The following is a 25,478-nucleotide window of genomic DNA, read 5'->3' on the forward strand; positions in this document are numbered from 1 at the left end:
TCAACGAACCGAATCACGTGAGGCAACAGGTTGATTCTCTGCGAGCCCTAAGTGGCCAGCATCCAATTCCACGTGCCCGCCGGTGAAGCGGTTGCGCATGCGGCGGTCGTGGGTCACGACGACGACCGCGCCTTGGTAGCCGGCCAAAGCTCCTTCCAGTTCCTCGACCAATGCCGGGGAGAGGTGGTTGGTGGGCTCGTCCAGCAGCAACAGATCGACAGGTTCGCTGACCAGACGTGCCAGTTCGATCCGACGCCGCTGTCCGTAGGACAGTTCGCTCACTTTCAGACGCAGGTCGGAGGGGCCGAACAAGCCGAGGGACAGGAGTTGGTCGGTGTGCTCGTCCAGGTCGCCTCCCCGGCCGTAGGCGAACGCCTGCGGGACTGTCAGGCCGGGCCGCCACGGTGTTTCCTCCTGCCTCAGGTGCCCGACCCGGCCTCGCGTGCGCACCGTCCCTTCATCGGGCCGCAGCTCACCTGCCAGCACCCGCATCAGCGTCGTCTTGCCGGCCCCGTTGGACCCGGTGACCAACAGCCGCTCCTCGCCGCCGATTCGCAGCAACGGCACGTGCAGCCGATCCCCGACACGGACGCCGGTGAGCTCCGCCGCGGCCCGCGACGTCCGCGACTCGGCGGTGGCGAGACGGACGGCGAACACCAGCGGTTCGGGCGGCGGCGCGACAGGATGGTCCGTCAGCCGCTCAACACGCTCCTTCGCGTTGCGGACGCGCCCCATCGCCCCGTGACCACGGCCGCGGGCACGGAAGCCGCCGTGGCCGAACACGGCGAACGGCAGCTTGCGAGGGATCGCCGCCAGCCGGGCCACGTTGGTGGCGGCCAGCTTCTGGTTGCGGGCCAGCTCCGTGCGCCAGTCCGCGTGCTCCTGCAGACGCCGCCGCCGCTCAGCGGCCTTGGCGGCAAGGTATCCGTCGTAGCCGTCGCCGTAACGCGTCACCCCGCCCTCGCCGACCTCCAGGATGGTGGTGCTGACCCGTTCGAGGAACACCCGGTCGTGGGTGACCGCGAGCACCGTTCCGCGATGCGCCCGCAGGTGTGCCTCCAGCCACCCCACCGCCTGGTCGTCCAGATCATTGGTCGGCTCGTCCAGCAGCAACAGCTCCGGCTGGGACGCAAGGGTCGCAGCCAACGCCAGCCGTGACCGCTCACCGCCGGACAGCGTGCCCAGGGTTCTGTCCCGGGCCAGGCCCGGCAGGCCAAGTCCGTGCAGGGCGATGTCCACCCGGGCATCGGCTTCGTAACCGGCGCGCGCTTCGTACTGGGCGACCAGGTGGGCGTAGGTGTCCAGCGCGGCGGTGAGCTCCGCTCCCGCCAAGGCCGTGAGCCCGGCCTCGGCGTGACGCATGCGCGCTTCGAGATCACGCAGATCGGCGAGAGCGGCATCCACCGCGTCCTGGACGCTGGCTTCGGGAGGCAGGGCAACGATTGAGCGAGACAGCCCAGGCCGCCTGGCGCGATCACGGTCAGCTCGCCGTTGTCGGGCTGGTCCTGCCCGGCGACCAGCCGCAGCAGCGTGGATTTCCCGGCTCCGTTGTCGCCGATGACGCCGGCCCTCTCGCCCGGCTTGATGCTGAAGGACACGTCATCCAGTACGACGTGGTCGTCGTAGCGGCGGGTGACATTCTGAAGAGATAGCTGTGCAGTAAGCATGGTGCCCCCTGTTCTCGGCCAGGCCGATCGACATGGTGGTGGACGCGTCCGCGCACGCCAGAGACACTCCGCGGCACGTCGGGCAGACGGCCTCACGGGAGGGACGGGGGGCACGGATGAGAACGCGCGACGGCGGAGCGAGCTCAACGCGGTCGCACGGGGACTGTCACAGGGAACCCATGCGCAGCACAGTAGGCGGGCAATCCGTGGGCCGGCAAGCCGTTTCCAGGGTGAGGCGGCGAAGGGGGCAGAGGGGCGGGCCAATCCGCGCTCGGGGCCGACGGCGTCGCGTACGGCATGGGCCACCGGTCTCTTCGCCAGGCAGGCCCGCCTTCCGCTTCCGCGAAAGCCAACTCGTTGGAGAACGGCGCTTTACCGCGTTCCCGGACCATCTGGCAGCCCCGCAGGCCGGAGTTCCTTCACCCGCCAATTGGAATGCGACAGAACACCGGCCAGCTTGTCCACTCACGTGAGCAGCTCGTCGCCCACGCCGAGAACAGACCCGTAGCCAGCTGTTGTGTTCGGCCGCTCCACGGCGGACGTCCCTTTGGTACAACGAACAGAAACTACTCGGGTGCGCCCGGACTGCCACCGAGCGGCTCTCACCGACCCAGGCCGGCGGCCTTGACAGCGCGTTGGGCGAAGACGTCCTCACGGCGTTCTGTCATCTGCCGCAGCGCTTCTTTGCGATCCCGCTTGGAGAGCCGGTCGAGATAGGTGTGACCGAAGAGGTGGTCGGTCTCGTGTTGCAGGCACCGGGCGAAGTAGCCCGTCCCTTCGATGACGAGGGGGTTGCCGTCCTTGTCGAGCCCGCGGACGACCGCACGGTCGGTGCGGGGAACTGCCATGCCTGCACCGGGCACGGACAGGCAGCCCTCGTAGTCCTCAACAAGCTGGCGGCTACCCGGACCGGGCAGGTCCAGAACGGGGTTGATGATGTGGCCGACATGCCGGATCCCGTAGTCGTCCGGGCAGTCGTACACGAACAGCCTCAGGTCGACGTCTACCTGGTTGGCAGCCAGGCCGGCCCCGTCGGCGACATGCATCGTCAGGAACATGTCGTCGATCAGGCTCGACAACTCCGGAGAGCCGAACTCGGTCACCTCTTGGCACGGACGGCTCAGGATCTCTTCGCCCACCACCGTGACCCGGCGCACCGAACCCCGCTCCGTCTCCGGCGGCAGTGATGGATAGCTGTCGACTGGGCGGCCTTGCACACGGACTCGTCGGTCGACGGGACGGGACCGTTCGTGACGAACAGACATAGCTGTCTCCTTTTTTGCGCACGCCACAGGTGCCGCGGATGTCACGCCGCGACCTGATGTCTTCAGCACGGACCACTTGCCAAGCTCTTTGCAAAGTAGCAGACTTTGCAAAGTGACTGAGGATGACCTGAACATCCCGGGCGGCCGGACAGCCGGCACCGGTGAAGCATTGCGCCGGCACGAGGTCCGCACAGCACTGCTGGACCTGCTTGCCGAAGTCGGCGCCGTCACGGCGACCGAAGCCTCCTCCCGGCTGGGCTACAGCTCGGGGCTCTGCTCATTTCACCTGCGGCAGCTCGCACGCCACGGATACATCGAAGAAGCACCCCACAGCGGGGGCCGCGCACGCCCTTGGCGCCTGAAGCAGCACACCCCCGCTTCCGATCCCCCCGTGGAGGAGCAGTTCGGTGACTTGGCCCGGGGCCTGGAGGACGAGAGCTGGCAACAATGGCTGACCCAGCGGAATCAGGCGCCGCCCGAATGGCGCCGCGACGAAGCCTTCAGCGCCGTCGCCTACCTGACACCCGAGGAGATGAGCCGGGTCGCGGACGTCATCCGACGGGCACTCGCTCCCTACCGAGACCGCGAACAACGCCCCCTGGCCCGGCCCGACGGCGCCCGACCAGTGGCTCTCATCACCAGACTGTTCCCCCTGCTCCCCCACGCGACCGACGATGCGGACCAGAGCTGAGGAGGTGGACACAGCCCCTGCCCGAGCAACCCCGCCGGGCCATGCGGGCAGGGGGTGGCCGACAGCCGCGGCGTGACGGCCAGGGCCAGCATCCGCATTGCCTTTCGGCCGTTGCTGAAAACAATGCGGGGAGCAGATACGGGCTCGGCCCAGGTGACACCGCGGACTACCTGCCAGGAGGCCCACTGGCTTCGCCCCTGTCGCACCTTCAGGAGGCACTGGAAGCCCTGGTGAAGGTATGGATCGAACAACTCCCCGTCCAACAGCCCGGTAAGAAGGCCACCTTCACGATCGCCAGCAGCGGCATCGGGCGGCCTCACCTTCGCCTACGACACCACCAAGAGCGTCCTGCTCCGCACCGGTGGCCGCCCTCATCGTCGGTGAGCTGGCAGCCCGTGGCCTCGCCGATCCCCTGGGGCGCCGCGGAGGGACTGGGCGGCGCGGGGTACGGCAGCCTTCACGCGGGCCCTGACGGCGCTTGCCCAGTACGTCCAGCGCGAGCAGCGCACCGTCATTCCGCGTCAGCACACCGAACGGATCACCGTCGACGGCCACGAACACGAAGTTCGCCCCAGGCACCCCTCACAGTCCCGCGAGAGCCTGACTCAGCATCAGCCGCCGCGGCGAAGGACCCGCCCCCCTACGCGTTACGGCTTCAGGGTGGTTCCCAACAAGGTCACGGCTTTCGGCGCGTCATCGGGCGTTTTGGCAGCATCTAATACTAATTTCCGTGATCGTAAGGAATCGATCTGCCACGGATCGCATCCTCGTCACTCCATTGGAGATCACATGAAGCTTCGCAAGGCAGCTGTCATGGTCGCTGCCGTCGGCACCCTCGGAATGCTGGCCGCCGGCACGGCCCAGGCACACGACGGCGGGAAGGGCGACCAATTCGGCATCGGGCAAAGCAGCAACTGCAAGTCTCACGACCTGAACGTCGACGTCCTCGGCCAGGTCGGCATCCTCAACGGCCTGCTGGGCAACGCGCTCAACGGCGAGGGCAACCCGGGTGCCCAGAACACTCACATGGGTTCGAGCATGGGCTGCAACAACAGCGCGTTCTGAGCCAGGGCAGGCTCCACACGTAGCCGCCCTGCTGGATAGGGGTGGCTACTGGTGGATACGGGCGTGGCTGCGATGCGAAACAGCCTCGTCCCCGGCATTGGACCTGCCGGGGACGAGGCTGTTGCCGTATCCACTGGTCTGGCTACCCGAGCCGGACGAAGTCCATGACATACAGGTGATGCAGTGATGCAGCGGCTCGTCGATGAAGAACACGATGCTGAGCCGGCCCACCGACGCGATCCGAGTGTCTTTGCCTTCGGGGTCGGCGGGATCTGGCCAGGAATCCCGCCCCTTGGCGATGAATTGGCGGTCAGTCCTCTGCGGCGAGGCCGAGGTGCTCTTCCAGGCGGGCGATGCGGCGGCCCTGGGGTTCCAGTTCTTGGCGGACAGCGCCGGCGAGCGACTGCCGTGGGGCGGCGGTCGGCTGGGACTGACCGCTCTGGGCCCGCAGGTGTACGTAGCCCGCGAGTGCGGCGGTGACGGCACGGTGGACGAGCTTGGGGTCGGCGCCCTGGGCTCGCAGCGTGGAGAAGTTCGCCGCGTCGGGGAATCCGATGACCGCGCCGACGCGTGCGACGGGGGCGGTCGCACGACTGCGGCATGCAGGCCGGCCGTCCCGGTACTCGCGAGGCAGCTGTGCGAACGAGCCCTGCAGCGCTGACCATTGCGCGACGGACGGGCGCAGTACGCATGGCTGGTCGTAACGGTAAGTGCCGATGGATCCGGCACTCGCGCCCGGCAGGAATCCGGGACGGACGGTCGGCCCGAGGCGCCGGGGGGAGATCGGCGCGGTGGAACGGTGCACCTGGCCAGGACGGATCCACAGCAGGAAGTCACCGGCGATGAGTTCATACATGTCGAAGTCCACCACGCGCGTAACCGGACCGTCGTCGACTGGCAGCAGGTGGAAGCCGATGCGGTGGGTGTGCACAGCACGCGGAGCACCTCCGGCTCGGCGCTGTCCTCCACGGCTCTCCGCACTGTGCTCCTCTGCCCTACCGAGCCGCACGTGTCTTGTTTTCACCACATTCTGACAGGGGCTGACCTTTTCGATGGAAGTGCCGGAAACCTACATTGGAACGCGTTCGAGAGCGTCGCAAGGTGCACGCCTCAAGGCCATGGATCGCGTACAGAAAGACATCACATGAGCAGCGCAGTGAAGCTCGCTGTCATCTACTACTACTCCTCCACCGGCTTCAGCGCCGAGATCGCCCAGAAGACAGCCGAGGCGGGCGGCAAGGCTGGCGCCGAGGTGCGGCTGCTCAGGGCCGTCGAGCTCGCGCCCGAATCCGCGATCGCGATCGCGTCCCACGAGGCATGGGCCGCGCACTCCACCGCCAGTGCGGGCATCCCCGTCGCAACACCGGGAGACGTCGAGTGGGCCGATGGCGCAATCTTCGGTACGCCCGCCCGCTTCGGGAACGTCTCCTCGCAGCTCGCCCACAGCGGCCAGGAGTCCACGCTGCTCGCGCTGTACAACTCCATCCGCCACTTCGGCGGCGTACTGGCCGCTCCCGGCTACACCGACCAGGCGAAGTTCGTCGACGGCAACCCCTACGGCACGTCCCACGTGGAAGGACAGGGCGACAACCCGGTCGGCGACGAGACCCTCAACGCGGCCCGTCACCAGGCCCGGCGCGTGGTCCGCCTGGCCGGCCCGCTCAAGACCGGCGTGGCAGCCTGACCCGCTCGACTCACGAAGAAGGGCACACCATGAAAATCACCGTCGTCGGCACGGGCCTCATCGGCTCCCAGCTCGCCACCAAACTCACCGCCCATGGCCACGACGTCACGACGGCCTCGCTGTCGTCCGGCGTCGACCTGCTCACCGGGGCCGGTCTCGACAAGGCCCTCACTGACGCCCATACCGTCGTCAACGTGACCAACTCGCCCACCTTCGACGAGCAGTCGATCGCGTTCTTCCGCACCACGGTGGGCAATCTGCTCGCCGCGGGCGAGCGTGCGGGCGTGCGGCACCAGGTCGCGCTCTCCATCGTCGGTGTGGACCAGGTACCGCAGCTGGATTACTACCGTGCCAAGGCGCTCCAGGAGGAGCTGCTGCGCGGCGGTCCGACGCCGTACTCGATCGTGCGTGCCACGCAGTTCTTCGAATTCATGGAGCCGACCATGTCGTGGACGTCGGACGAGAGCGCCGTGCGGCTGCCCGCGACGCCGCTGCAGCCCATGGCCAGCGCGGACGTGGTCGACGCGCTCGCGGACGTGGCCACCGGGGCGCCGCTCGGCGGAATCCTTGAGGTCGCGGGCCCCGACGCGTTCACCCTCGACGAGATCGGCCGGATCACCCTGGCCGCCCGCGGCGACGAGCGGCCCGTCGTCGTGGACGACCAGGCCGGGCTGTTCGCCGCCGTCGAGGGCGACGCGCTCACCCCCGGCCCCGACGCCCGCCTGGCGCCCACCCACTACCGGGACTGGCTCAACGGCTGACCGCCCCCAGTCCGGGTCAGATCGTCAACACAGCTGCGGCGACCGCAAGTTGGCGCCCACGGAGACCCGGGCTCCTTTGTCAGTGGCGGTTGCCATCATCCGCGCATGCTCATCAGCACCACATTGATGAGGGACATCCTCGCGGACTTGGCCCGGGGATGCCTCGTACCAGTAGCCCCAGACGCGCTGCTCAGTCGTGACTTCCCCGCACACAGCCGTCGTTCAACAGAGGGGGAGATTCGGCGAGCGACATACACGCTGGCCGGGGCTGCCGACTCGTGGTGTGTGCGAGACCTTCGCCTGGTCAAGGGCGCCTAGGGCGGCGCTACGTGCGGCGATGGCGTCAGGAGTGAGCGCCGGAGGCTGACCCTCCTGGAGACGTACCGGGGCTGAAGCGCGGCTCAGGCCGCGAACGCAGGCCGCTGATCGGCAAGGGGCGGGCTTCTTCGTCCTGCCGCGGTTCACACCACCGGCCGGGCCGTGGTGATGACGGCTGTTGTCGCGAACTGCCCGGCCGCTTTCAGGCGGCGCTGGTCGGCGCAGGATTGTCGGGGAGTTCCCAGTTGCCGCCGCGGTCCTCCTTCGACAGGCGTGCGGCGAGGTCGGGGATGCGCAGGAAGCAAGCCAATACGGTGGTGGCCTGGAAGACATGAACCGCGAGGCCGTCATCGCTGAGGCGCTCGGCCTGCTCGACGAGGCCGGCCTGGACGCCGTCAGCACAAGACGGCTGGCGAAGCGACTGAATGTGGAGCAGCCATCGCTCTACTGGCACTTCCGCACCAAGAAGGACCTCCTCGCCGCCATGGCGGAGGCGGCGATGGAACCCCATGCGACCGCGCCCCTGCCGACACCCGAGGACGACTGGCGCGACTGGTTCGCGGACAACACGCGCAGCTTCCGGCGCACCCTGTTGATGCGCCGGGACGGCGCACGGCTCCACGCCGGCAGCACCCCCACCGGCGACCTCGACCGGATCCGCCGCAAGATGGAATTCCTCATTGCCTCCGGCGTCCCCGAGCGGGACGCGCAGATGGCGATGCTGGCTGCCGGCCGCTTCACGGTCGGCAGCGTCCTGGAGGAGCAGGCAGACACCGCCCCCGCAGACAGCGCGGCGCTACCCGCTGACGTGCCGGTGATCGATCACGAGTCGGCGTTCGAAGCGGGCCTCGCCCTCATTCTGAACGGCCTGATACAGCGAACCGGGGCGTAGGTACTCGGCCGGTCCCGCAGCTCAGGGCCCCAGACGGGTGGGGAGATCCGCTGAGCCGGTACGGGGCCACCCGAGCAGAGAGTGGCCGTTTTTCAAAGAGCGTCATCAGGCCCGCGGGAACGCCCACCTCCCTGGGGGTGTGCAACTACCGGTACTGCTTCGCCGGCCAGATCGGTGATGCCTACCGCGAGCGGGCTGTGGGCGAGGCTCACAACCCGCTCGTGCCGTGACGGTAAGTCAGAGCCATGCAGGACTTGATGAAGGCCCGGAGCAACGCAAAGCCCAGCGACCCCACCGGACTCTGTCAGGTTGGTGCCTGAACCGTTACGGGTCCGACAGTAACTCCCCACAGTCCCGGATCGGTTGGAGCCGGGTGAGCGAAGCGCGCCTGGATTGGCCGTTCGTACCATCGATGGATCAGAACAGCGACCGCCTGTGCCGCCACCATCAGCCCCACGGCAAACAGGACTCCGTTCAGCACGGCGAAGCGGTGTTGTACACCGACGGCCTGCCGGGCGGACATCAACAGAGGAAAGTGAACGATGTAAAGGGCATACGACGCCTCCCCCAGTGCAACCACGGCCGGCCGGGCGAGCAAACCGATCCGGCCCTGAACGTCTCCCATGGCCAGCCCTGCGATAGTCAAGGAGAAAGGCACCCCATAGCCGGCCCCGAGGGAATACGGCAGGGGAACGAATGGAGTTGCCACGACTGCCGTCACCAAGGCTCCGATACGAGTCGGCACGTTCAACCGTGGCCAGGACCCCACTTGGACCAGACGCGCGGTGACCATTCCCAGCACGAACTCCGCCAACCGCACCGGCGGGAACACATAGCTGAACCAGAGTGTGTTCAGACCGAGCGGCCAGCCCGGGAGTACTCGCCCGCCGAGCTCCAGCGCCACGGCGGGGAACACCAGGATCGCGCAGCCAAGGGCCAGCCACGCGCAGCGCAGCCCGGTCCGGGTCAGCCTGCGGACCGCAGGAATCAGCAGCGGGAACAGCAGATAGAAAAAGGCCTCGCAACAGACAGACCACGAAGGGTCGTTGAAGCCGTTGAATACCTCCTGCGCAGGCACCCAGACCTTCACCAGGAACAGCTCTGCCACCCCGCCCCGCATGGCTGGCCTGCCGCCGGCCGCCATGGGGCTGGGGGCGGTCGTGACGACAAAGAAGAGCGCGCCCAGAAACCACCCCAACGCATGGCAGGGGTAGACCCTCCAGAAACGGCGTCGCCAGAAAGCCCGGACACGATTCCCCGGCCGGTACGACCAGGCAAGCACAAAGCCAGAGAGGACGAAGAACCCGGATACCGCGGAGGTGGCCAGCGGCGTCGCAGCGCTCGAAAGCTCAGCCTGCACCTTTTCGCTGAAAAGTGCCGAACCCGCCATGACATGAGCAATCAGGACAGCGGCTGCCAGAAGGAAACGCAGTCCGGTCAGCGACGGAAGCCTCGTCGAGTCAGTAGGGGAAAGCATGCGACCGCCTCTTCCCCGCCTTCAGGGCCACCGAGTTGATACCCGATCAAGCTGTCATAACCAATCCCAATTCCAACCGCCTGAACCATAGCGACCCAACCGTGCCTCAGGGCGCCCGGATGCAATTCGGAGCGCGTCACAACCAGCCGCGCGCCCCCAAGAAGGACAGCGCCGTGGCGAACTCACCGGACGGGCAGCGCCGGGGCGGGACCCACGAACCGTGTACCTGGTGGAGCGGATCTGACAGGCACTGCGGCTGGCCGGGCTGCCGCTTGCGGTGGAGACCGGTTACGCCGGGGTGTACACGGAGCGGGAAGGGCCGCTCTCGGGCCCGATCGACCACGTCGTGGTCAGCTCGCCCACCACCAGCGAGCTGTTCGACGCGGCGAGACAGAGCCGATCCGCCGCCTTCAATTCCAGGGAGCGCAGGTGGTTCTTGGCGTCGTAGTCGTCCAAGGCGCGGGCGGCCGCCTCGCGCTCCTTCTCCAGGATCTCCCCGCGATGAGCCCCGGGCTGGTGGCGTCCTCGCGAACCCGCCGGCGGTAGAACGCGGCCGAGTCGTCGCCCAGGACGATGGGCGTGCACCACGGACACGGCTTCGGCCCCATCGACATGCGCGCAGCACAGGACCGCTCACTCGTGATCAGAAGCAGGGAGACATCGGCGGCGGTATGTCGAGTCAGGAGACCCGACACCCTCAGGCAGGTTCTGGTACTCGGACAGGACGCGGCGGGCGTGGGCTTCATCGATGGTCAGGACGTGGTCGAGAGCTTCGCCTCGACGCGCCCGGTCGGCACCGCCCGCCTCCGGGCCAGGTGCCACAGCCCGCGTCGCGGCCTGGTGGCGAACGCTGCAAACTCTCACGCACTGCGGGGTGCCTCGGTGTCGACTACCTCACAAGGACCACGGAGTTGATCGGCGTCATGTCGTACGGTTCGTACTCGCCCGTAGCACGGGAAACGCCGGAGCAGTTGACACCGTTGTACCCGTAGCAGACCGTGAAGCCCGCGCCACCGGTCTGGCTGTTGACCAGCACACGCAGGCCCGTCACGTTCGACAGGTTGTGGGCGCCGTAGCTGTAAAAGATGTTCTTGCTCAGGATGGTGCCGTTCGTCTCACGGATACAGAATGCTCCGGATGGGCAGGGCGTCGCCGCAGCGGCATCGGGCGCTACAGCGAGGCCGAGCGTACCCACGGTGAGGGACAGCCCCGCGGCGGCTAACGCTAACTTGCGCATACTCTTCTTCCCTCTCTGTCCTGATGCCTTCGGTAGGGAGCACCTTGCATTCGAACGTAGCCTGCGCCAACAGGTGGCATCCAGAACCCGGTTGAAAGTCATGGGTGCGGTTCCGGTTCCGGGACGGGCCGGCAAGCAGCTCGGTACGGCGCATCAGGAGAGCCGCCGGTCGCTCGGGGTCACAGTAGAAGCCGTTTGCGGTGATCCGTTCAAGCCGAAAAGTACGCACCTTCACGTGCGCAGTCACCGCAGAGCGTGTGGTCCCTTGGATCTCAGTCAGCGTGTTGTCCGCAGGGCGCGGAAAGCCGGCCCTGCCGGTCGTGCTCGGGCGCGAGCCGTTCAGGCCGCCCATGAGCGCGGGGTCGCGGCGACGGCCCGCAGGGTGAGGGCGCCCGCGCGGATCCCGGTCACCAGGCCGGCCATCCCTCCGGTAGGAGGCTCGACCGCTTCGCCGGATTCCCGCAGACAGCGGACGGCGAGCGCGGCGCCGCAGGGTTCGCCCGCGTGCAGCTCGTAGCCATGGGGCGGCCGGTCTCAACGGAAGCCCGCCTGTGTGCTCACGCAGCGAGGCGTCCAACACCTCACCCGAAGCACGCGCCATGGCGGCCTGATCCATCGACATCATCGAGGCCGATTCCGTCATATGCCGGTGAATGACATATGGTGGTGTCATGACTGACCGTGCGATGCAGGAACCGACCCTGCTCCTCCTCACTGCGCTCGCGGACGAGCCACGTCACGGCTACGCGATCGCGCGTGAAGTGGAGGCGATCTCCGGTGGGCGGGTGAAGATGCGGACCGGCACGCTGTACGGGGCGCTGGAGCGTCTGTTGCAGCAGGGGCTGATCGAGGTGCACAAGGAGGAGGTCGTCGACAGCCGGCTGCGGCGCACCTACACCTTGACCTCTCCCGGCCGCGCGGCCCTGGCCGTCGAGGCCGAGCGGATCGCGGCCACCGCGCGCGAGGCCACCCGGCGCCTGGGCGTCAGCGGCAAGGCGGCCACCACGTGAACCCCGCATGGCTGCACCTGTATCCGGCCGGCTTCCGCCGCGCCTTCGGCGACGAGATAGCCGAGTCCTACCGAGAGGCGACCGAGGGAGCGAGCCGACGGGCCCGCCTCCGCGAGGCCGCCGACATCGTCACGCACGCCCTGCGGCTGCGCCTCGGCATCGGCTCCGCGCACCCGGGCGGACGCCTCTTCGCCGCTGCCGCCCCCTTCGCCCTGGCCGCGACAGCCGCCTACGCCGCGTTCAACCTCATCGGGAGCGCCGGCGACTGGTACGTCATGCGCGCCGCAGGCACCGCCGACCGCATGAGCCCGCTCATGACCCTCATGAACGGCTGCTACCTGCTGACCCTGATCGGCGCGGTGGTCGCGCTGGCCGGGCGCTACCTCCCCGGAGTGCTGTGCGCGGCCGCCGGGGCGGTCGGCAGCTCGGTGACCTTCCTCTACCCGGTCTGGCGCATGCCGCACGACCTGCGGTGGGAACTCTGGGGATTCCTGCTCGCGCCGATCATCATCGCCGTACTCCCCCTGGCCTGCCCGCCCGACCTGCGCCCGGCCCGCCGGGTGCGCGGCACGGCAGGAGTCCTCGCACTGGTGGCCTGGGCCGTCCTCCTGGTCGGTGCGGTCGCCGTGATCGACCCGCTTGGGATCGGCCTGCTCTTCCCCTGGCGGTTCGGCGTCCCGCTGGCCGCGGCCCTGCTCCTGGCAGGCCGCCGCGCCTTCGCCGGGATTCGCACCACAGCCCAACTCGCCTGCGCCGCCGCGCCGTTCATCGTCACGATGTACTTCTCGGGCTGGGCACAGAGCGAAGAGATCGTGACCGTCGTCGGCGCCCTCGCCGTCACCGCCGTTGCCCTGCGGCTGCGCCGCAGCAACCGCCCCGACACGATGAACCCCGCCTGAACTCAGCCAAGTTGTCGAGCACTGGCACGCGGCAGGAACGGCGGGGCGGCCTCCTCCTGATCACCAGTGGCCAGGGATCAGGCGCAGAGTGCCGGAGACACCTGAATCTTGGCCGAGCCACGCTTCGACCGTCGTCGGCAGCAGAGCGGGTTCGGGCCCCGGCTGCCCTTGCCGCGCGCCCGGGGTCGGGCGCCGGGGCCGAAGAAGAAGCGATGAAGAAGTGCGCCAGGCCATGCCCCCCGCGCCGCCCCGGTCCACAACCGCCCGCCTCGCTCTGCCCCCTGGCGCCCGGCGATCAGGGGGCGGTACGCCCCTCGCCTCCCCCTACCGGCAGCCCTCTTCGACCGGCCGCCCGGCCACAGGAGTTTCCATGCCCGCACCCACCAAAGCTGCCCACATCCTGCCCCGCCCAGCCCGGGCCGACAAACAGCGAACAACCCATGTGCCAGCCGGAGTTGGGCGTCTGGCAGCGGTCGACGGGCTGCGGATGCTCGCGGCGACTGCCGTAGCCGCCTACCACTACCTGGGCACCCCCACCCCCCGCTTCTGGGGCGAGGCATACGACCTGCCGCAGGCAGCACCTCTCATCCACGCGGTCAGCGGCTACGGCTGGCTCGGCGTCGAGGCGTTCTTCCTGATCAGCGGCTTCGTCATCTGCATGAGCTGCTGGGGCCGCACCCCGGCGCAGTTCGCCGTCTCCCGCATCGCCCGGCTCTTCCCGCTGTACTGGGCCGTCGTCCTGATCATCGTCGCCACGGGTACCGTCACCGTGCTCGCCGGACAGCGCTCAGGAGCACCCACCGACCTGCGCACCACCCTCGGCAACCTGACCATGATCCCCAGCCCGCTCGGCCTGGACTTCACCGCCGGCGTCGCCTGGACACTCTGGGTGGAAGCCCGCTTCTACCTGCTCATGGGCGTACTGCTGCTGATCGGCCTGACCTACCGGCGTGCCATCGCCTTCGGCTTCCTCTGGCTCGTCCTGGCCTCCATCGGCCGCGAACTGCACTCCACCGTCCTGGACGAGTTCCTCCTCAGCCAATACGCCGGACTCTTCGTGACCGGTATCGCGCTCTACTTGATGCACCGCTTCGGACCCAACCTGCTCCTGTGGCTCCTGACCGGCTTCGCCTGGTGCTACACCCTGACCGTCCTGAACGACCGCGTCGCCACCCACACCAACTCCAACTGGCCCATCAGCGCCACCGTCCTCACCGCCTTCCTCGTCCTGCTCGCCCTGGCCGGCTCCGGCCCGCTGCGCCTCCTCCAATGGCGAACCCTCATCACCGCCGGCGCCCTGACCTACCCCTTCTACCTCGTCCACCAAAGCCTGGGCATACCCCTCACCCGCGGCATCCTCAAAACCCTCCCCAGCCTCGGCCTGCTCCCCTCCATCGGCCTCGGACTCCTCCTCTCCCTCCTCCTGGCCGCCGCACTGAACCACCTGGTCGACCAAAAACTCGGCCGCCTACTACGCCGCCACCTCACTGCCGCCCTCGACCCCAACCACACCGAGCAAGACCGGTCTACCCCGCCCATCGCTCACTGCCCGCCGGACAAACCCACACCCTCACCCCCTGGTCGTTCCCGCCCCGGAGACGGAGAACGCCACCAACCAGGGGATGTCCGATGGGGCGAGTAACAAGACCCGCCGGACGGCACTACGGGCATCGGTGTGTAAGCCATGTGCAGCTCCAGCTTCTCGCCGCGGGAGAGCTTTGCGGAGACGGTGATGGGCAGCTTGTTGTTGCTGCTGTACGAGCATTCGGTTTCCCTGGACTGCTTCCAGGGCTCGCTCTCACCGCCGTATTCGAACCACACCGTGACACGGCGTGCGTCGCTGGCCGAGGAGAGGGCGCCTGTGGCCTCCGTCAGGATGGGTGGTGCAATCGGGCAGATGGGAGTGCCTCCGGAGGTGTCCGCTCCGTCGCAGCCCCGTTCCTTCTGGGCCGCTTGAATCCTCGGGTGAGTATGTGGATGTTGCTGGAGCCTGCCGCGACGAAGGTCGCCCCGGGGGACAGCGCCGTGGTGAGGCTGCGGGTGCGCAATACGGGGGACACGGTTGAGGAGTACCGGTTGTCCGTGCTTGGGGACGGGGCGGGCTGGGCGGTGGTCGAGCCCGCCGTGTTGCGGCTCTATCCGGGTACGGAGGAGGTTGCCGAGATCACGTTCACGCCGCCGCGCACGTCGGATGTGGCGGCGGGCCCGCTGCCCTTCGGCGTACGGGTCGAGCCCGGTGGGCAGCCTGATGCGGCGGATGTGACCGAGGGCCGGATCACGGTTGGCGCGTTCAGCGAGGCACGGGCCGAGCTGGTGCCGCGCCGGGTGCGCGGGTGGCGGCGCGCCGTGGGCCGGGTCGCGGTGGACAACCTGGGCAACCAACCGCTGACAGCGTCGTTCTCGTCCCGGGACAACGGGGACGCGGTCGAGGTGCAGGTGGTACCGGGGGCAGTTCGGGTGGCGCCGGGCCGGGCCGGGTTCGCGGAGCTGGACATCAGGCCGGGCAAGGTGAAGTGGGTCGGCGGCGGCACCGAGCATCCGTTCTCGGTCTCGGTGGTAAGGGCCGGGTCCACGACACCCGAGGTACTCAACGGCACCTACGTTCAGCCGTCCGTGTTCCCTCGCTGGGTCCTTGCCGCGGGCTCGGTAGTGATGGCGGCGGCGCTGGCACTGGCCGTGGTGTGGTTCCAGCACGACCCGAGCATCAAGACTCAGGCCAGTGAGAAACCGGAGAGCGCCGGCCTCCTCTCGCCCCAGGAGAACTCCCAGGCCCCGGCGGCCAGTCAGGCCCCGCCGTCACCACCGGCATCACAGGCTCCGACTGCGCCCGCGGCCCCCAAGGCAGACGGGCAGCCCAGGCCGGGCGCCCCAGCCCCTGGGGCGGCCCCGGCTCCGGGGACGGGCACGAAGCCGAGGCCGGAGAGCGGTGGTGGCGGAGGCGACACGGGCGGCGGCCCGTCGGGCCCGTCCGAGCAGCGCGTGAGCATCGAGACGGGCCAGCGCGGCGGCTACCTGGGGATGTTCCGCGACAGTATGGGCGACTCGACCCCGGTGTACACGCTGGGCTGGGTCGGCGACCAGAAGGACCTCGACGAGTACTGGATCCTGCGCCGCTACGGCGACGGCACCGTCTCGTTGTCCCCGTCGGGCAATCCCTCTCTGGTCCTGGACCGCAAGGCGGAGAACAACCGGGGCCAGCTGTGGAACGCCGACGGAGGCCAGGACTCCATCAGAGCCGGCCGGCTGCCCGCCAACCAGAAATGGCGGCTCAAGGACCTCGGCGACGGCTGGGTGTCGATCCTCAGCGCCACCGACGGACAGTGCCTCACCGACATGTACGTGAAGCAGAACGGCGGCGGCAACGTCCAGCAAACCCTCGTCTACGCCTGCGAGGACCGCTTCCTCCTGGGCCAGAAATGGAAGCTGGGCTGAGCGAGTCCACATCACCCGCTCCCCCACCGACACCGGTCGCCCCGCGCTCCCCGGCCCGGCACACGGACAGCCGCCTATGAGGATCTCTACTCAGCGATCTCCGTTCGCTCCCACCACTCGTAAACAGGCAGCCGGCCCTGGGCCGTTTCCTCGTGCCGCGAGGTCGCCTTGAAATGCTCGTACCCGCCCCGGAAGGGAACCTTGAGTTCGGTCCCGGGAGGCTGGATCGGAACGATCCGCTCGGGCAGCTCGTCCGGACCGCCCTCAAGAAACGCTTTGGCCTCGATACTCATGACCTCGTAGTTCCCACTCAGTCGCCCCAGGAAGCCTGATGCGCGCGCTGACGCGGCTGGATCAGCCATGTGGTCCAATCACTACGCGCGTCGATTCCCTACGGAGCAATTCCTCATTGACAGCCGGGGCGTCGTGGGGCGTCGGGTGTCGGGGGTCGGGTGGCCAATCAATGGAAGTCACAAGCGGCAGAAGTTTGAAAGCCACATCCGACGTACCTGGGTGGGAGAACCATGCGAAGGGCTCGCCCTGTCCCGCAGACAACTCCGACGGGGCCATCCTCTGGTCCAACCACCCCCTCGGCGTGTACGCCGTACTGACGCAACCGCGCCTCCCGCACACCGCCCCACAGGCACAGCAGGCTCGCCAACACGGCCGGCACGAAACCGATCACCTCACGTGTCGTCATCCGACCCTGCTCCCTGGCGTCGACGATCTGCAAACCAGGTCCGCCTGCCCCACGTCGATCCCCTGCGCAGAGGAAACGGCGAACGCGAAGTCGTACACCTACATCGGCGGCCTCCACGAATCCGAGCACGACCACCTCGGCTCCCTGAAGCTCGGCGGGCCCGCCATCCTGTCCGGGCAGCTCGGAGGGGCAGGCCTCGCCGACACGGGAGCAGCCGACCCCGGCCGTGCCTGGCAGGGCCGTTCTCGCAGAGCATCGCGTCGCACAGCTCGGCCTTCCTGAACTGGAGACGGGGAGTTCCGACCGGATCGGACGGCCGGTTGTTCTTGCGGAAGGCCGGCACCGCGTGCTGCGCGGCCTGCCGACCGGCCCCTCACCGCTGCTGTCGAGTCGTCAGGACGCGCTCGGCCTGGCCCATCACCTCCCGGACGATGTCTCCGGCAGGCCGAATGTCATGGACGAGCCCGACGCCCTGCCCCATCAGCCAAGGCATCTCCTCCCAGTCGGCCTTGGTTGCGGGTACGGGCGGCAGGACGTTGAACTTGCGCAGTACGGTCTCTTCTCCCTGGAAGACCGTGGTGCCGACCTGTCCGAGTTCGTCACGATGGGTCGGTACCTCAGCCAGCCGGTCGTTCCACTCGGCCACCACGCGGTCGCGCTGGACCCGCATCGGGTTGAAGTCGGGCCACTCCGGACCGAAGACTCCGCTGAGTACGGTGTCCTGGCCCTGTGAGGCGATGAGCCGTCGGTGGTGTTCGGGATGTACCTGTGCCTCGCGGGAGGCGACCAGCCGGGTTCCCACCCACACGCCGTCGGCACCCAGGCACAGGGCCGCGGCCACCTGACGTCCGTCGGTGATGCCACCCGCGGCGAGGACCAGCGCCTGCTCGCCCACGGCGTCCACCACGGCGGGTACACCCACCATGGTGGGCAGACCGCCGTAGTTGTGCCCGCCGGCCTCCCAGCCCTGGGCGATGACGACCTCCATGCCGTCGTCGACGGCGCGCTTGGCCGTATCTGCGGAGCCGACCTGTTCCCACACCGAGATCCCGGCCTCGTGCAGCTGCTTGAGCTGTTCGGTGGGAGGGTGCCCCCAGTGGAAGGAGACGATCGGCACCTGCTCCTCGGCACAGATGCGCACGAGCTCGCTGTTGTCGAAGTACGTGATCAGGTTGATGTGGAACGGAGCGCTTCCCACCCCCTTCCGGGTCTCATGGATGATCTGCCGCAGTGTGTCCGGAGGCATCAGTCCGGCACCCACCGCGCCGATACCTCCGGCTGTGGAGACGGCCACCGCCAGTCCCGAGGTGCCGCCCGCGAAGGCCATTCCGGCACAGACGAACGGGTACTTGATGGTGAACCTCTCGGTGAGTCTGGTGGACAGCACACTCATGCCGGCTTCCTTTCGCAACGGCGCCTTCAGGGACTTCCAGGGCTGAAGGGCTTCAAGGACGGGCGTGTGGGCGAAGGTCCCCGGCCAGCCGAGGACCGACGTGGGCAGGCGTCCGCCGCGCATTTTCCTCCTGGCCACGCACCGGGTGAAGCAGCGAAAGTCGGCCATGCGGCAGTGCACCTTCCTGACTGAACGGGCCGACCGGGTCGCACCCGCTGCATGACGCCGCAAGCCACCGCGGCGCCAAGTCACCTGGACCGGACCTCAGTTGAAGTGTGCGACGCCGTCTTCCGGTCAGGGTGATGTCGATCGTCCGCTGCCAGAGGTCCAGCGGCACCGAGGTGACATCGGCGTCGCCGCTCATCGTGGCCGTGGACAGGCCGGCCGCCACGTTGTACAGCCCGTCCAGCCGTCCGTAGGTGCGTACGGCGGTGTTGATGAGGTCGGCGTACGAATCCTCGTGGGTGATGTCGAACTGCCCCACCCCGGCCGGCAGCGGGCCGAACAAGCGGGAGGCACAAGGCCCCTGACCGGAAACTCCGGCGCCGGGCGGCTACACCCGCCCACACGGCGTGCGGCACCTGTTCGCTGCTCTCGACCAACGTCGCCAGGGACCGCGACGTGCCCACCAGCCTCGTCGCTGCCCCCCTTCGGACCCGCCCTGGTACTGGATCGCGCGAGTCGGCGCCCTGGGCATTGGCCGATTCGGAACGGTGCGGCAGAGGGGCGGAGTTCCGTAGGCTCTGCACCGCAACGAGGCGCATCTTCCACAAGCGTCCTGGGGGTTGACGTGTTGTACGCATTCGGCTTCGAGCGGGTCGGCGTCGTGGTGAGCGACCTCTACTTCGTTGACCCGAATCCGCTGCCCGGGCAAGAAACCCCCGAACGCGGGGTGCGGCTGGAGCTGCGGATCTTCGAGCGCGGCGAGTTGACCGGATCCATCTACTCCGCACGGCCCATCTCCATCGGGCGCCCGTTGTGGCGGGTCGATCTCCTCCAGGACACGAACTCTGCCCCGGGCAACCTGGACCGGGCGCACCATCATCCGGACTTCGCCGGATGGGAGCCCGGCCCCAGGGTCTTCGTGGAGGAGTTGTCCAGCGATCCCCTGTCGTGGCTGACCCACAAACTCTACGACGTATCACGCCTGTTGAAGGAAACAAGCAGCTCTCCGGACGAGATCCCCGCATCGGACGCCCACGCACTGCGCACGGCGGCACCCGAGATCACGGATACCGTCCGTAGGCTGCTGGAGCGAGTGTGGTCCGGGGAACTCGGTCGGGCGGGAGACACGGGTTCGGGGACGGCCGCCAGCATGCGAGTGAGCTGGCTCTAGGGGGGTCGTCTGAACGATGTCGCCGTCCGGAAGGCGTTCTCCGTTGAGGAGCTGCTGGAATTGGAATCCTCGTCCGCCTGTGCGGACGACGCGTAGCTGACAACTTGTACGGCGCCGAGCACGGCCGCCATCAGAGCGACGATCGGTTACCGATTTACAGCTGAACGCATGCTGCCACCTTCATGGTGAGATTCGGTCGTCGAATGTCGATCACCGGAACCAAGCGCGTCGGTTCCGGAGCCTTCTCATCAGCGGGCCGCCCAGGGCACTCGAAGCATCATTCGCCGCGGCAACGCCCAATGCACCTTTACTAGGTAGCCGCTACGGCGGCTCGATCGCCAACCGAATCAGGTTCGCAGTCGAAGCCGTCGCCGCCACCGTCGAGGCCGTCGGCGGGGACAGGACCGGAATCCGGCTCTCTCCCGGCGGAACGTTCTGGGGCGTCGAGGAGACCGACGTCCGCGAGCTCTACACCGCACTGCTCACCGAACTGGCCCCCTTCGGGCCGGCATACGTGCACCTGAAGGCCACCGCCGACGAAGAAATGCTCGTCGCCCTGGGCCGGACGTGGCCGGGCACCCTGGTCATGAACCCCGTGCTGCCGATGGGGCCGAAGCAGACCGGCCGCGACGACGCCGACCACTGGCTCAGCCTGGGCGCCGATCTCATCAGCTTCGGCCGCGCCTTCCTCGCCAACCTCGACCTGGTCGAGCGGCTGCGGGGCGGACTTCCCATCGCCGAGCAGGAAGGCGGTGGGTTCCAGAGGAGTCATCCCCTCCGCGGTCCAGTAGCCGTACTGCTTGCGCCACAGGCTCGGGCTCAGGTCCGTGGCTGCGGCGTCAAGCAGGCCGGCCATGTCGGACACACTGTTGCCGCCGGCCATGACGGTCCCGTTCCGCCAACGACCGGCAGTCTTCCGGGAGTTCCTGGTCTGCTGTACGGTCCGCGACATGCTCGCCCGCTCACGCACGCCGTCCCCACGGGGGTGGAGCCGCTGGCTCGTGCCGCCCGCCGCGCTCTCCATCCACCTCGCCATCGGCCAGGCGTACGCCTGGAGTGTCTTCAAACCGCCCCTGGAGTCCTCGCTCGGCCTGTCGGGCACCGCGTCCGCCCTGCCGTTCCAGCTGGCCATCGTCATGCTCGGCCTCTCCGCGGCCTTCGGCGGAACTCTTGTGGAGCGCAACGGGCCCCGGTGGGCGATGGCCGTCTCGGCGGTCTGCTTCTCCTCCGGGTTCCTGGTCGCCGCGCTCGGCGCCGCCACCCGCCAGTACTGGCTCGTGGTCCTCGGCTACGGCTTCATCGGCGGCATCGGACTCGGCATCGGCTACATCTCGCCGGTCTCCACCCTCATCAAATGGTTCCCCGACCGGCCGGGCATGGCCACCGGCATCGCCATCATGGGCTTCGGCGGCGGCGCCCTCATCGCAGCGCCCCTCTCCACCCAGCTGCTCTCCTCCTCCGGCGCGGGCTCCGCGGGCATCGCGCGGACCTTCCTCGTGATGGGGGTCGGCTACGCGGTCTTCATGACACTCGGCGTGCTCCTGGTGCGGCTGCCCCCGGACGGCTGGCGGCCCCCCTCCCTGCCCGCGAACGCGACCTCGGCCGCCACCGGCCAGGTCTCCGCCCGCAATGCCGTGCGCACCCCGCAGTTCTGGTGCCTGTGGGTGGTGCTCTGCATGAACGTGACCGCCGGAATCGGCATTCTGGAGAAGGCCGCGCCGATGATCGGGGACTTCTTCGCCGGTACGGCGTCACCAGTCGCCGCGGCTGCCGCCGCGGGCTTCGTCGGTCTGCTCTCGCTCGCCAACATGCTCGGCCGGATCCTGTGGTCGTCGGCCTCCGACCTCCTCGGCCGCAAGAACGTCTACCGCGGCTACCTCGGCATCGGAGCGCTGATGTACCTGCTCATCGCGTTCACCGGCAACGCATCGAAGCCTGTGTTCATCGTCTGCGCCGCCGTCATCCTCTCCTTCTACGGCGGCGGCTTCGCCACGATTCCCGCCTACCTCAAGGACCTTTTCGGCACCTACCAGGTCGGTGCGATCCACGGCCGGCTGCTCACGGCCTGGTCCACCGCGGGCGTCCTCGGCCCGCTGATCGTCAATGCCATCGCCGACGCGCAGAAGAAGGCCGGACGCACCGGACCGGACCTCTACACCACCTCCTTCTTCATCATGATCGGGCTCCTCGCGGTGGGCTTCGCGGCCAACGAGCTAGTACGCCCCGTCCACCCGCGCCACCATGAACCCCCGTCCGCCGAAGGCGAGTCGACACTCCTCGCCCCGGAGAAGGGAGCCCTGTCATGACGGTCCGCAGAAAAGCCCTGTTCGCCGTCGCCTGGCTGTGGGTCGGCGTGCCGTTCGCGTACGGCATGTACGAACTGGGGCTCAAGCTCAAGCAACTGTTCACCGGCTCCTGACGACCCCACCAGGCCGGTTGATCCGCCGGGATACGGTTTCGGTATCCGCCGACAGGTCCAGGGCGACGAACGCCACCGCGATACTGGCGGGGCACCGCCAGGACGCGGTGCCTCGCAGCCGCACCCGGACGTCGGCAGCCAGCATGATGGGATACAAGAACTGCCACCCGCGCCTTTGGGGGGCGTCGGGAAGGTAGCGGACCGGGACCCGACCCCCATGGGAAGACCCTTGCCCCCGGATGAGCCGGCCTGGAACGTGTGTCGGCTGCCCCGCGCATCGACGAATTCGACCACTGCGAACTGGACAGGCCCGCCCCCCTCTCCGGAGCTACTCATGCGGTGGTGAACCACACCGGGCCACCGGCGCGGGTTCCTTTCTGAAGGAGCCGGTGCCGTCGGTCCGGGCGTGTGCTGCTCGCTCCTGTACTTCTGTCGCACACGGTGAAGCACGTCGTTCTGCGCGGAGTCGGGAAGGTCTCCGATTGCCGCATCGACTGTCTCCCTGGCGAATGCCACTCGCACCGGTCCGTCGCCTCCCCCGGACGCAAGGCAGCCGAGCAATGCGGGGTGCGTCTGGAAAAAGCCCTGGTGGACCAGGGCTTCCAGGACGAAGTCACCATCCATGGCGCGTTGCTGGGCATCGACGTCGAGGCCGTCCGCCGCAACCGGGCCGACCAGGGGAAAGGGGCCCGCCGCCTCACCACTCCCACCCCCACCTGCGCGACCCCTCGGGCTGGCCGCGTGAACGTCCCCGAGCTTCTGGCCGATCTCCGGGCCCGGCACGACGAGGCCACCACCCGGGCCGGTGAACTACGCGATCAGATAGAGCACTTCACCGCCTCCCTCGCCGAGACCGAGGCACATCCGGCGGACCTGGCCACCACCCGGAAAGTCATCGTGGAATTCGTACCGGCCGGGGACAAGCCCCGTCCACCCGAGCCGACCACGACCTACCGGCGCGCGCCGGTGCCCGGCGGCGCGTAGTCGACAGCAGCGCGGGATACGGATGCCTTCACGCGAGGCTTGACCGCGCTTGGGCAGTACGTCCAGCGGGAGCAACAGACCGTCATTCTGCGGCAGCACACCGAACGGACCACCGTCGACGGTCACGAACATGAGGTGAGGCTTGGGGTGTGGGTCTCCAACCAGAAAAGCCGCCCCACCGACCCGAGTAGTGGGCAGCTCGGCATGGACCGGGCGCAGGAAACGGGGTAAACGGAGCTGCGCAGTGCCGTTGAATCCGATGGAGATGTACAGGGATACCGGGGTCTGGACACGGCCCCAGGCCCCCGCGCACTCCCCACGCCGCCGGGCCGGACCCGGGCCTCGAACATACACGCCCTGCCGCTGCCACCGGCGGCCAGACGCTCGCCTTCGGGTGCGGCTGTTGCGGCTGCGCCGACGGCCCCGGAAGCCGCCGGCGGACGGCAGGCACACCAGCCCCCGCTCCCGCATGTTGGTCTAAATGAGCGCACTTTGTGACGTTTTATGCACATTCCTCGTTCTAGAGGTGACAGGTTCTCCACTCCCCCAGGGCGGGCCTGTCACCTCATCTCCGATCAACCGAATGGGAGCATGATCGTGATCAAGCAGGTTCTCGCCGGAGCGGTTCTCGCCGCCGCCGTAACGATGGCCGTCGCCGCACCCGCCTCGGCACAGACCGGGGGTGCCTCGGACTTCGGAACCCGCAACGGCAACACCGTCATTGCCGGTGAGTCGGGCGGCATCCTCAACACCTACGGCGCCCCGCTCGCCAACGTCGACCTCCGCTGCGCGGTGCCGCTGCCCGAGGGCGAGGGCATCGGCGGCCACGGCCTCGGCGGCCCCAAGGCCGCCTGCAACATCGCACCCGTCAACCAGTACCAGGCCCCGCAGAAGCTCCTCTGACCGCGGTCGACTGCGCTGGACCCTGGCCCACAGCCCCCTGCCACGCAGGGGGCTGTGGGCACGCCCGGGGGCCCGGGCAGACCGCTGTGGACAGACCGTTGGGGACGGCCAGGACCACGACGTAGCCCGGGTATTTGGCTCCCACCACAAGAGTCGCTGCGACAGGCCGAACGGGAAGCAGCACGCCGGGCCCGCAATGGGCTGGGCCGGGGAACCAGGGTGACTGGCGATGCCAAGAGCCGTTGAACCGGAACCGAGATCACGATAGAGAGTGCCCCCAAGGGTCCCGGGGTCTGACCAGTCGCCCCGGGACTCGGCACACTCTCCCCGGTCGGGCCGGAGGCACCGGATACACGCGCCCCTACCGGCAGCACCGACGGCCAAGGACGTTCGCTTTGAGGTGCGGTTCTTGTTGAGCGACCGCGATCCCACGGCCTGATCACTCTGCGGGATCGCGGCCACTCAACAAGAGCCGGGCTCATACAAGATTTTCGTTGCGGTTGATCGCCCAGAGCTCATCGTCGGGCACGGGCTGGGGGCTGCGGCGTGAATGGGCGACCAGGATGACGCGCTTGCGCAGGAGCTGGATGCCGGCCCGTCCTGGATCGCGCGGAGACCACGACCACATCCCCGAACTCCTTGACCGAACCGACCTGCACAGCGTTGAGCTGCGGCAACAGTTTCAACAAGTCATCGCACACAGGCAGCATCCCGCGAGCCGCCAGAGCCCGACCCACTGCCCGAGGACGCACCGCCACCCGATGACGACGCCGACGAGGACGAGGAGCCCTGGGCGGACGGGGCCTGCGCGGAGTCGTCACCGTTGTTGCACGCGGTGAGCGAAAGACTGGCAGCGAGGCCGACGGCGGCGAGCGCGGCGGTACGGGTGAACTTCATGGTGATCCCCCAGCATGTGATGCGGTGCGTGCGGTCGGCATCTGTATCTCGCACCGAATTACCGGCAGTTCCCCGCTACCTCTTCGTTCTGTCACAACCGAGGATCGGGCCGGTCTACGCCTGCGGCCTGCCGAGTGTCGGAGAATCGCCTGGTCAACCACCCGACTCCCGTTGGTAGTTGGCGCCGTCGCCGCCCACCGGGCCGAACTACAGGCGCCCCCGGTACACCCTGGTCGCAGCCCCGTCAGCGTCCCCGACGGCGAACTCGAGCAGTACCACGAGCGTGTCCGGACCTCCGTCGAACACGGCGAGGGCGCCGTCGCCCCCACCTGAGCCTCGGACGTGTAAGGCTGTTCGGAGTGTCGGGCTCTCGGCTTGCTTGAGAGCCGGCGCAGCGGCCCGGCGTCGCCGGGCACCGCCGTTCCGCACTGCGCGGTCGCGGTGGGAA

Annotated in this window: 24 protein-coding genes and 2 pseudogenes; 15 read left to right on the top strand and 11 right to left on the bottom strand. The window is 68.4% G+C overall.

What is annotated here, in order from left to right; genetic code table 11:
• Positions 1-1,667: pseudogene (locus ACSHXC_RS00845) on the bottom strand (TlrC/CarA/OleB/SrmB family ABC-F type ribosomal protection protein).
• A gap of 602 nt (positions 1,668-2,269) precedes the next feature.
• Positions 2,270-2,932, bottom strand: coding sequence for a peptide deformylase (def, locus tag ACSHXC_RS00850; protein ID WP_438289646.1), 663 nt, complete (start codon positions 2,930-2,932; stop codon positions 2,270-2,272).
• Between the two features lie 112 nt (positions 2,933-3,044).
• Between def and ACSHXC_RS00855 the strand changes: the two genes are divergently transcribed.
• Both ACSHXC_RS00855 and ACSHXC_RS00860 read left to right on the top strand, forming a co-directional pair.
• Positions 3,045-3,623 carry a winged helix-turn-helix domain-containing protein gene (locus ACSHXC_RS00855; protein ID WP_438289647.1) on the top strand — a complete coding sequence of 193 codons (579 nt, stop codon included), beginning with the start codon at positions 3,045-3,047 and terminating at the stop codon, positions 3,621-3,623.
• A 789-nt stretch (positions 3,624-4,412) separates the two neighbouring features.
• The gene (locus tag ACSHXC_RS00860; RefSeq protein WP_438289648.1) at positions 4,413-4,688 is read left to right on the top strand and encodes a hypothetical protein; all 276 of its coding nucleotides are present in this window, start codon (positions 4,413-4,415) and stop codon (positions 4,686-4,688) included.
• A gap of 310 nt (positions 4,689-4,998) precedes the next feature.
• Here ACSHXC_RS00860 and ACSHXC_RS00865 read toward each other — a convergent pair whose 3' ends face one another.
• Complete coding sequence (locus ACSHXC_RS00865; protein ID WP_438289649.1) at positions 4,999-5,619, bottom strand: hypothetical protein; 621 nt, start codon at positions 5,617-5,619, stop codon at positions 4,999-5,001.
• Between the two features lie 213 nt (positions 5,620-5,832).
• Between ACSHXC_RS00865 and ACSHXC_RS00870 the strand changes: the two genes are divergently transcribed.
• The 3 genes from ACSHXC_RS00870 (at position 5,833) to ACSHXC_RS00880 (ending at position 8,343) form a co-directional block, all read left to right on the top strand.
• Positions 5,833-6,372 (top strand): NAD(P)H dehydrogenase, encoded by a 540-nt coding sequence (locus ACSHXC_RS00870; RefSeq protein ID WP_438289650.1) that lies wholly within the window; start codon positions 5,833-5,835, stop codon positions 6,370-6,372.
• Between the two features lie 29 nt (positions 6,373-6,401).
• On the top strand, positions 6,402-7,133 hold the full coding sequence (locus tag ACSHXC_RS00875; protein ID WP_438289651.1) for an SDR family oxidoreductase: 732 nt from the start codon (positions 6,402-6,404) through the stop codon (positions 7,131-7,133).
• Positions 7,134-7,782: 649 nt separating this feature from the next.
• The gene (locus ACSHXC_RS00880) at positions 7,783-8,343 is read left to right on the top strand and encodes a TetR/AcrR family transcriptional regulator C-terminal domain-containing protein (protein WP_438289653.1); all 561 of its coding nucleotides are present in this window, start codon (positions 7,783-7,785) and stop codon (positions 8,341-8,343) included.
• 304 nt (positions 8,344-8,647) lie between these two features.
• Here the strand turns inward: ACSHXC_RS00880 and ACSHXC_RS00885 are convergent, their stop codons facing one another.
• The 3 genes from ACSHXC_RS00885 to ACSHXC_RS00895 form a co-directional block, all read right to left on the bottom strand.
• Positions 8,648-9,820, bottom strand: coding sequence for an acyltransferase family protein (locus ACSHXC_RS00885; RefSeq protein WP_438289654.1), 1,173 nt, complete (start codon positions 9,818-9,820; stop codon positions 8,648-8,650).
• Positions 9,821-10,108: 288 nt separating this feature from the next.
• Complete coding sequence (locus tag ACSHXC_RS00890; RefSeq protein ID WP_438289655.1) at positions 10,109-10,414, bottom strand: hypothetical protein; 306 nt, start codon at positions 10,412-10,414, stop codon at positions 10,109-10,111.
• A gap of 295 nt (positions 10,415-10,709) precedes the next feature.
• The gene (locus ACSHXC_RS00895) at positions 10,710-11,057 is read right to left on the bottom strand and encodes a hypothetical protein (RefSeq protein WP_438289656.1); all 348 of its coding nucleotides are present in this window, start codon (positions 11,055-11,057) and stop codon (positions 10,710-10,712) included.
• A 671-nt stretch (positions 11,058-11,728) separates the two neighbouring features.
• On the opposite strand from ACSHXC_RS00895, the gene ACSHXC_RS00900 reads away from it, so the two are divergent.
• The 4 genes from ACSHXC_RS00900 (at position 11,729) to ACSHXC_RS00915 (ending at position 16,398) form a co-directional block, all read left to right on the top strand.
• Positions 11,729-12,067, top strand: a complete 339-nt coding sequence (locus tag ACSHXC_RS00900) for a PadR family transcriptional regulator (RefSeq protein WP_438289657.1) — start codon at positions 11,729-11,731, stop codon at positions 12,065-12,067.
• Complete coding sequence (locus tag ACSHXC_RS00905) at positions 12,064-12,966, top strand: hypothetical protein (protein ID WP_438289658.1); 903 nt, start codon at positions 12,064-12,066, stop codon at positions 12,964-12,966. Before ACSHXC_RS00900 ends, ACSHXC_RS00905 begins: the two co-directional genes overlap by 4 nt.
• Before the next feature lie 370 nt (positions 12,967-13,336).
• Positions 13,337-14,608, top strand: a complete 1,272-nt coding sequence (locus ACSHXC_RS00910; protein ID WP_438289659.1) for an acyltransferase family protein — start codon at positions 13,337-13,339, stop codon at positions 14,606-14,608.
• Between the two features lie 335 nt (positions 14,609-14,943).
• Positions 14,944-16,398, top strand: coding sequence for a hypothetical protein (locus tag ACSHXC_RS00915; RefSeq protein ID WP_438289660.1), 1,455 nt, complete (start codon positions 14,944-14,946; stop codon positions 16,396-16,398).
• Between the two features lie 86 nt (positions 16,399-16,484).
• Here the strand turns inward: ACSHXC_RS00915 and ACSHXC_RS00920 are convergent, their stop codons facing one another.
• The 3 genes from ACSHXC_RS00920 to ACSHXC_RS00930 all read right to left on the bottom strand — a co-directional run bounded on the left by ACSHXC_RS00920 (position 16,485) and on the right by ACSHXC_RS00930 (position 18,975).
• Complete coding sequence (locus tag ACSHXC_RS00920) at positions 16,485-16,691, bottom strand: DUF5988 family protein (RefSeq protein ID WP_438289661.1); 207 nt, start codon at positions 16,689-16,691, stop codon at positions 16,485-16,487.
• A gap of 780 nt (positions 16,692-17,471) precedes the next feature.
• Positions 17,472-18,491, bottom strand: a complete 1,020-nt coding sequence (locus ACSHXC_RS00925) for an NAD(P)H-dependent flavin oxidoreductase (RefSeq protein WP_438289662.1) — start codon at positions 18,489-18,491, stop codon at positions 17,472-17,474.
• 52 nt (positions 18,492-18,543) lie between these two features.
• Positions 18,544-18,975, bottom strand: coding sequence for an SDR family oxidoreductase (locus tag ACSHXC_RS00930; RefSeq protein ID WP_438289663.1), 432 nt, complete (start codon positions 18,973-18,975; stop codon positions 18,544-18,546).
• Between the two features lie 306 nt (positions 18,976-19,281).
• Between ACSHXC_RS00930 and ACSHXC_RS00935 the strand changes: the two genes are divergently transcribed.
• The 6 genes and pseudogenes from ACSHXC_RS00935 (at position 19,282) to ACSHXC_RS00960 (ending at position 24,133) form a co-directional block, all read left to right on the top strand.
• On the top strand, positions 19,282-19,827 hold the full coding sequence (locus ACSHXC_RS00935) for a hypothetical protein (RefSeq protein ID WP_438289664.1): 546 nt from the start codon (positions 19,282-19,284) through the stop codon (positions 19,825-19,827).
• Positions 19,828-20,125: 298 nt separating this feature from the next.
• Positions 20,126-20,566, top strand: a pseudogene (locus tag ACSHXC_RS00940) (alkene reductase); the annotation flags it as partial.
• A 211-nt stretch (positions 20,567-20,777) separates the two neighbouring features.
• A complete protein-coding gene (locus tag ACSHXC_RS00945; RefSeq protein ID WP_438296374.1) occupies positions 20,778-22,133 on the top strand; it encodes an L-lactate MFS transporter in 1,356 nt (451 codons plus the stop codon).
• Complete coding sequence (locus tag ACSHXC_RS00950; protein WP_438289665.1) at positions 22,130-22,246, top strand: MFS transporter small subunit; 117 nt, start codon at positions 22,130-22,132, stop codon at positions 22,244-22,246. Before ACSHXC_RS00945 ends, ACSHXC_RS00950 begins: the two co-directional genes overlap by 4 nt.
• Before the next feature lie 567 nt (positions 22,247-22,813).
• A complete protein-coding gene (locus ACSHXC_RS00955) occupies positions 22,814-23,230 on the top strand; it encodes a hypothetical protein (protein ID WP_438289666.1) in 417 nt (138 codons plus the stop codon).
• Between the two features lie 591 nt (positions 23,231-23,821).
• The gene (locus ACSHXC_RS00960) at positions 23,822-24,133 is read left to right on the top strand and encodes a hypothetical protein (RefSeq protein ID WP_438289667.1); all 312 of its coding nucleotides are present in this window, start codon (positions 23,822-23,824) and stop codon (positions 24,131-24,133) included.
• 478 nt (positions 24,134-24,611) lie between these two features.
• Here ACSHXC_RS00960 and ACSHXC_RS00965 read toward each other — a convergent pair whose 3' ends face one another.
• Positions 24,612-24,761: a hypothetical protein gene (locus tag ACSHXC_RS00965; protein WP_438289668.1), complete on the bottom strand. Its 150-nt coding sequence runs from the start codon at positions 24,759-24,761 to the stop codon at positions 24,612-24,614.
• 62 nt (positions 24,762-24,823) lie between these two features.
• A complete protein-coding gene (locus tag ACSHXC_RS00970) occupies positions 24,824-25,030 on the bottom strand; it encodes a hypothetical protein (protein WP_438289669.1) in 207 nt (68 codons plus the stop codon).
• Between the last annotated feature and the right edge of the window lie 448 nt (positions 25,031-25,478).

The organism is Streptomyces sp. HUAS TT7 (assembly GCF_051550175.1).
Lineage (GTDB): Bacteria > Actinomycetota > Actinomycetes > Streptomycetales > Streptomycetaceae > Streptomyces.

Excerpts from the sequence above, each read along its gene's own strand:
- ACSHXC_RS00920 (WP_438289661.1), bottom strand. The coding sequence starts at position 16,691 with ATGAGTATCGAGGCCAAAGCGTTTCTTGAGGGCGGTCCGGACGAGCTG.
- ACSHXC_RS00925 (WP_438289662.1), bottom strand. The coding sequence starts at position 18,491 with ATGAGTGTGCTGTCCACCAGACTCACCGAGAGGTTCACCATCAAGTAC.
- ACSHXC_RS00965 (WP_438289668.1), bottom strand. The coding sequence starts at position 24,761 with ATGTGGTCGTGGTCTCCGCGCGATCCAGGACGGGCCGGCATCCAGCTC.
- ACSHXC_RS00885 (WP_438289654.1), bottom strand. The coding sequence starts at position 9,820 with ATGCTTTCCCCTACTGACTCGACGAGGCTTCCGTCGCTGACCGGACTG.
- ACSHXC_RS00915 (WP_438289660.1), top strand. The coding sequence starts at position 14,944 with ATGTTGCTGGAGCCTGCCGCGACGAAGGTCGCCCCGGGGGACAGCGCC.
- ACSHXC_RS00880 (WP_438289653.1), top strand. The coding sequence starts at position 7,783 with ATGAACCGCGAGGCCGTCATCGCTGAGGCGCTCGGCCTGCTCGACGAG.
- ACSHXC_RS00860 (WP_438289648.1), top strand. The coding sequence starts at position 4,413 with ATGAAGCTTCGCAAGGCAGCTGTCATGGTCGCTGCCGTCGGCACCCTC.
- ACSHXC_RS00895 (WP_438289656.1), bottom strand. The coding sequence starts at position 11,057 with ATGCGCAAGTTAGCGTTAGCCGCCGCGGGGCTGTCCCTCACCGTGGGT.
- ACSHXC_RS00950 (WP_438289665.1), top strand. The coding sequence starts at position 22,130 with ATGACGGTCCGCAGAAAAGCCCTGTTCGCCGTCGCCTGGCTGTGGGTC.
- ACSHXC_RS00900 (WP_438289657.1), top strand. The coding sequence starts at position 11,729 with ATGACTGACCGTGCGATGCAGGAACCGACCCTGCTCCTCCTCACTGCG.
- ACSHXC_RS00960 (WP_438289667.1), top strand. The coding sequence starts at position 23,822 with ATGATCGTGATCAAGCAGGTTCTCGCCGGAGCGGTTCTCGCCGCCGCC.
- ACSHXC_RS00910 (WP_438289659.1), top strand. The coding sequence starts at position 13,337 with ATGCCCGCACCCACCAAAGCTGCCCACATCCTGCCCCGCCCAGCCCGG.
- ACSHXC_RS00870 (WP_438289650.1), top strand. The coding sequence starts at position 5,833 with ATGAGCAGCGCAGTGAAGCTCGCTGTCATCTACTACTACTCCTCCACC.
- ACSHXC_RS00970 (WP_438289669.1), bottom strand. The coding sequence starts at position 25,030 with ATGAAGTTCACCCGTACCGCCGCGCTCGCCGCCGTCGGCCTCGCTGCC.
- def (WP_438289646.1), bottom strand. The coding sequence starts at position 2,932 with ATGTCTGTTCGTCACGAACGGTCCCGTCCCGTCGACCGACGAGTCCGT.
- ACSHXC_RS00875 (WP_438289651.1), top strand. The coding sequence starts at position 6,402 with ATGAAAATCACCGTCGTCGGCACGGGCCTCATCGGCTCCCAGCTCGCC.
- ACSHXC_RS00945 (WP_438296374.1), top strand. The coding sequence starts at position 20,778 with ATGCTCGCCCGCTCACGCACGCCGTCCCCACGGGGGTGGAGCCGCTGG.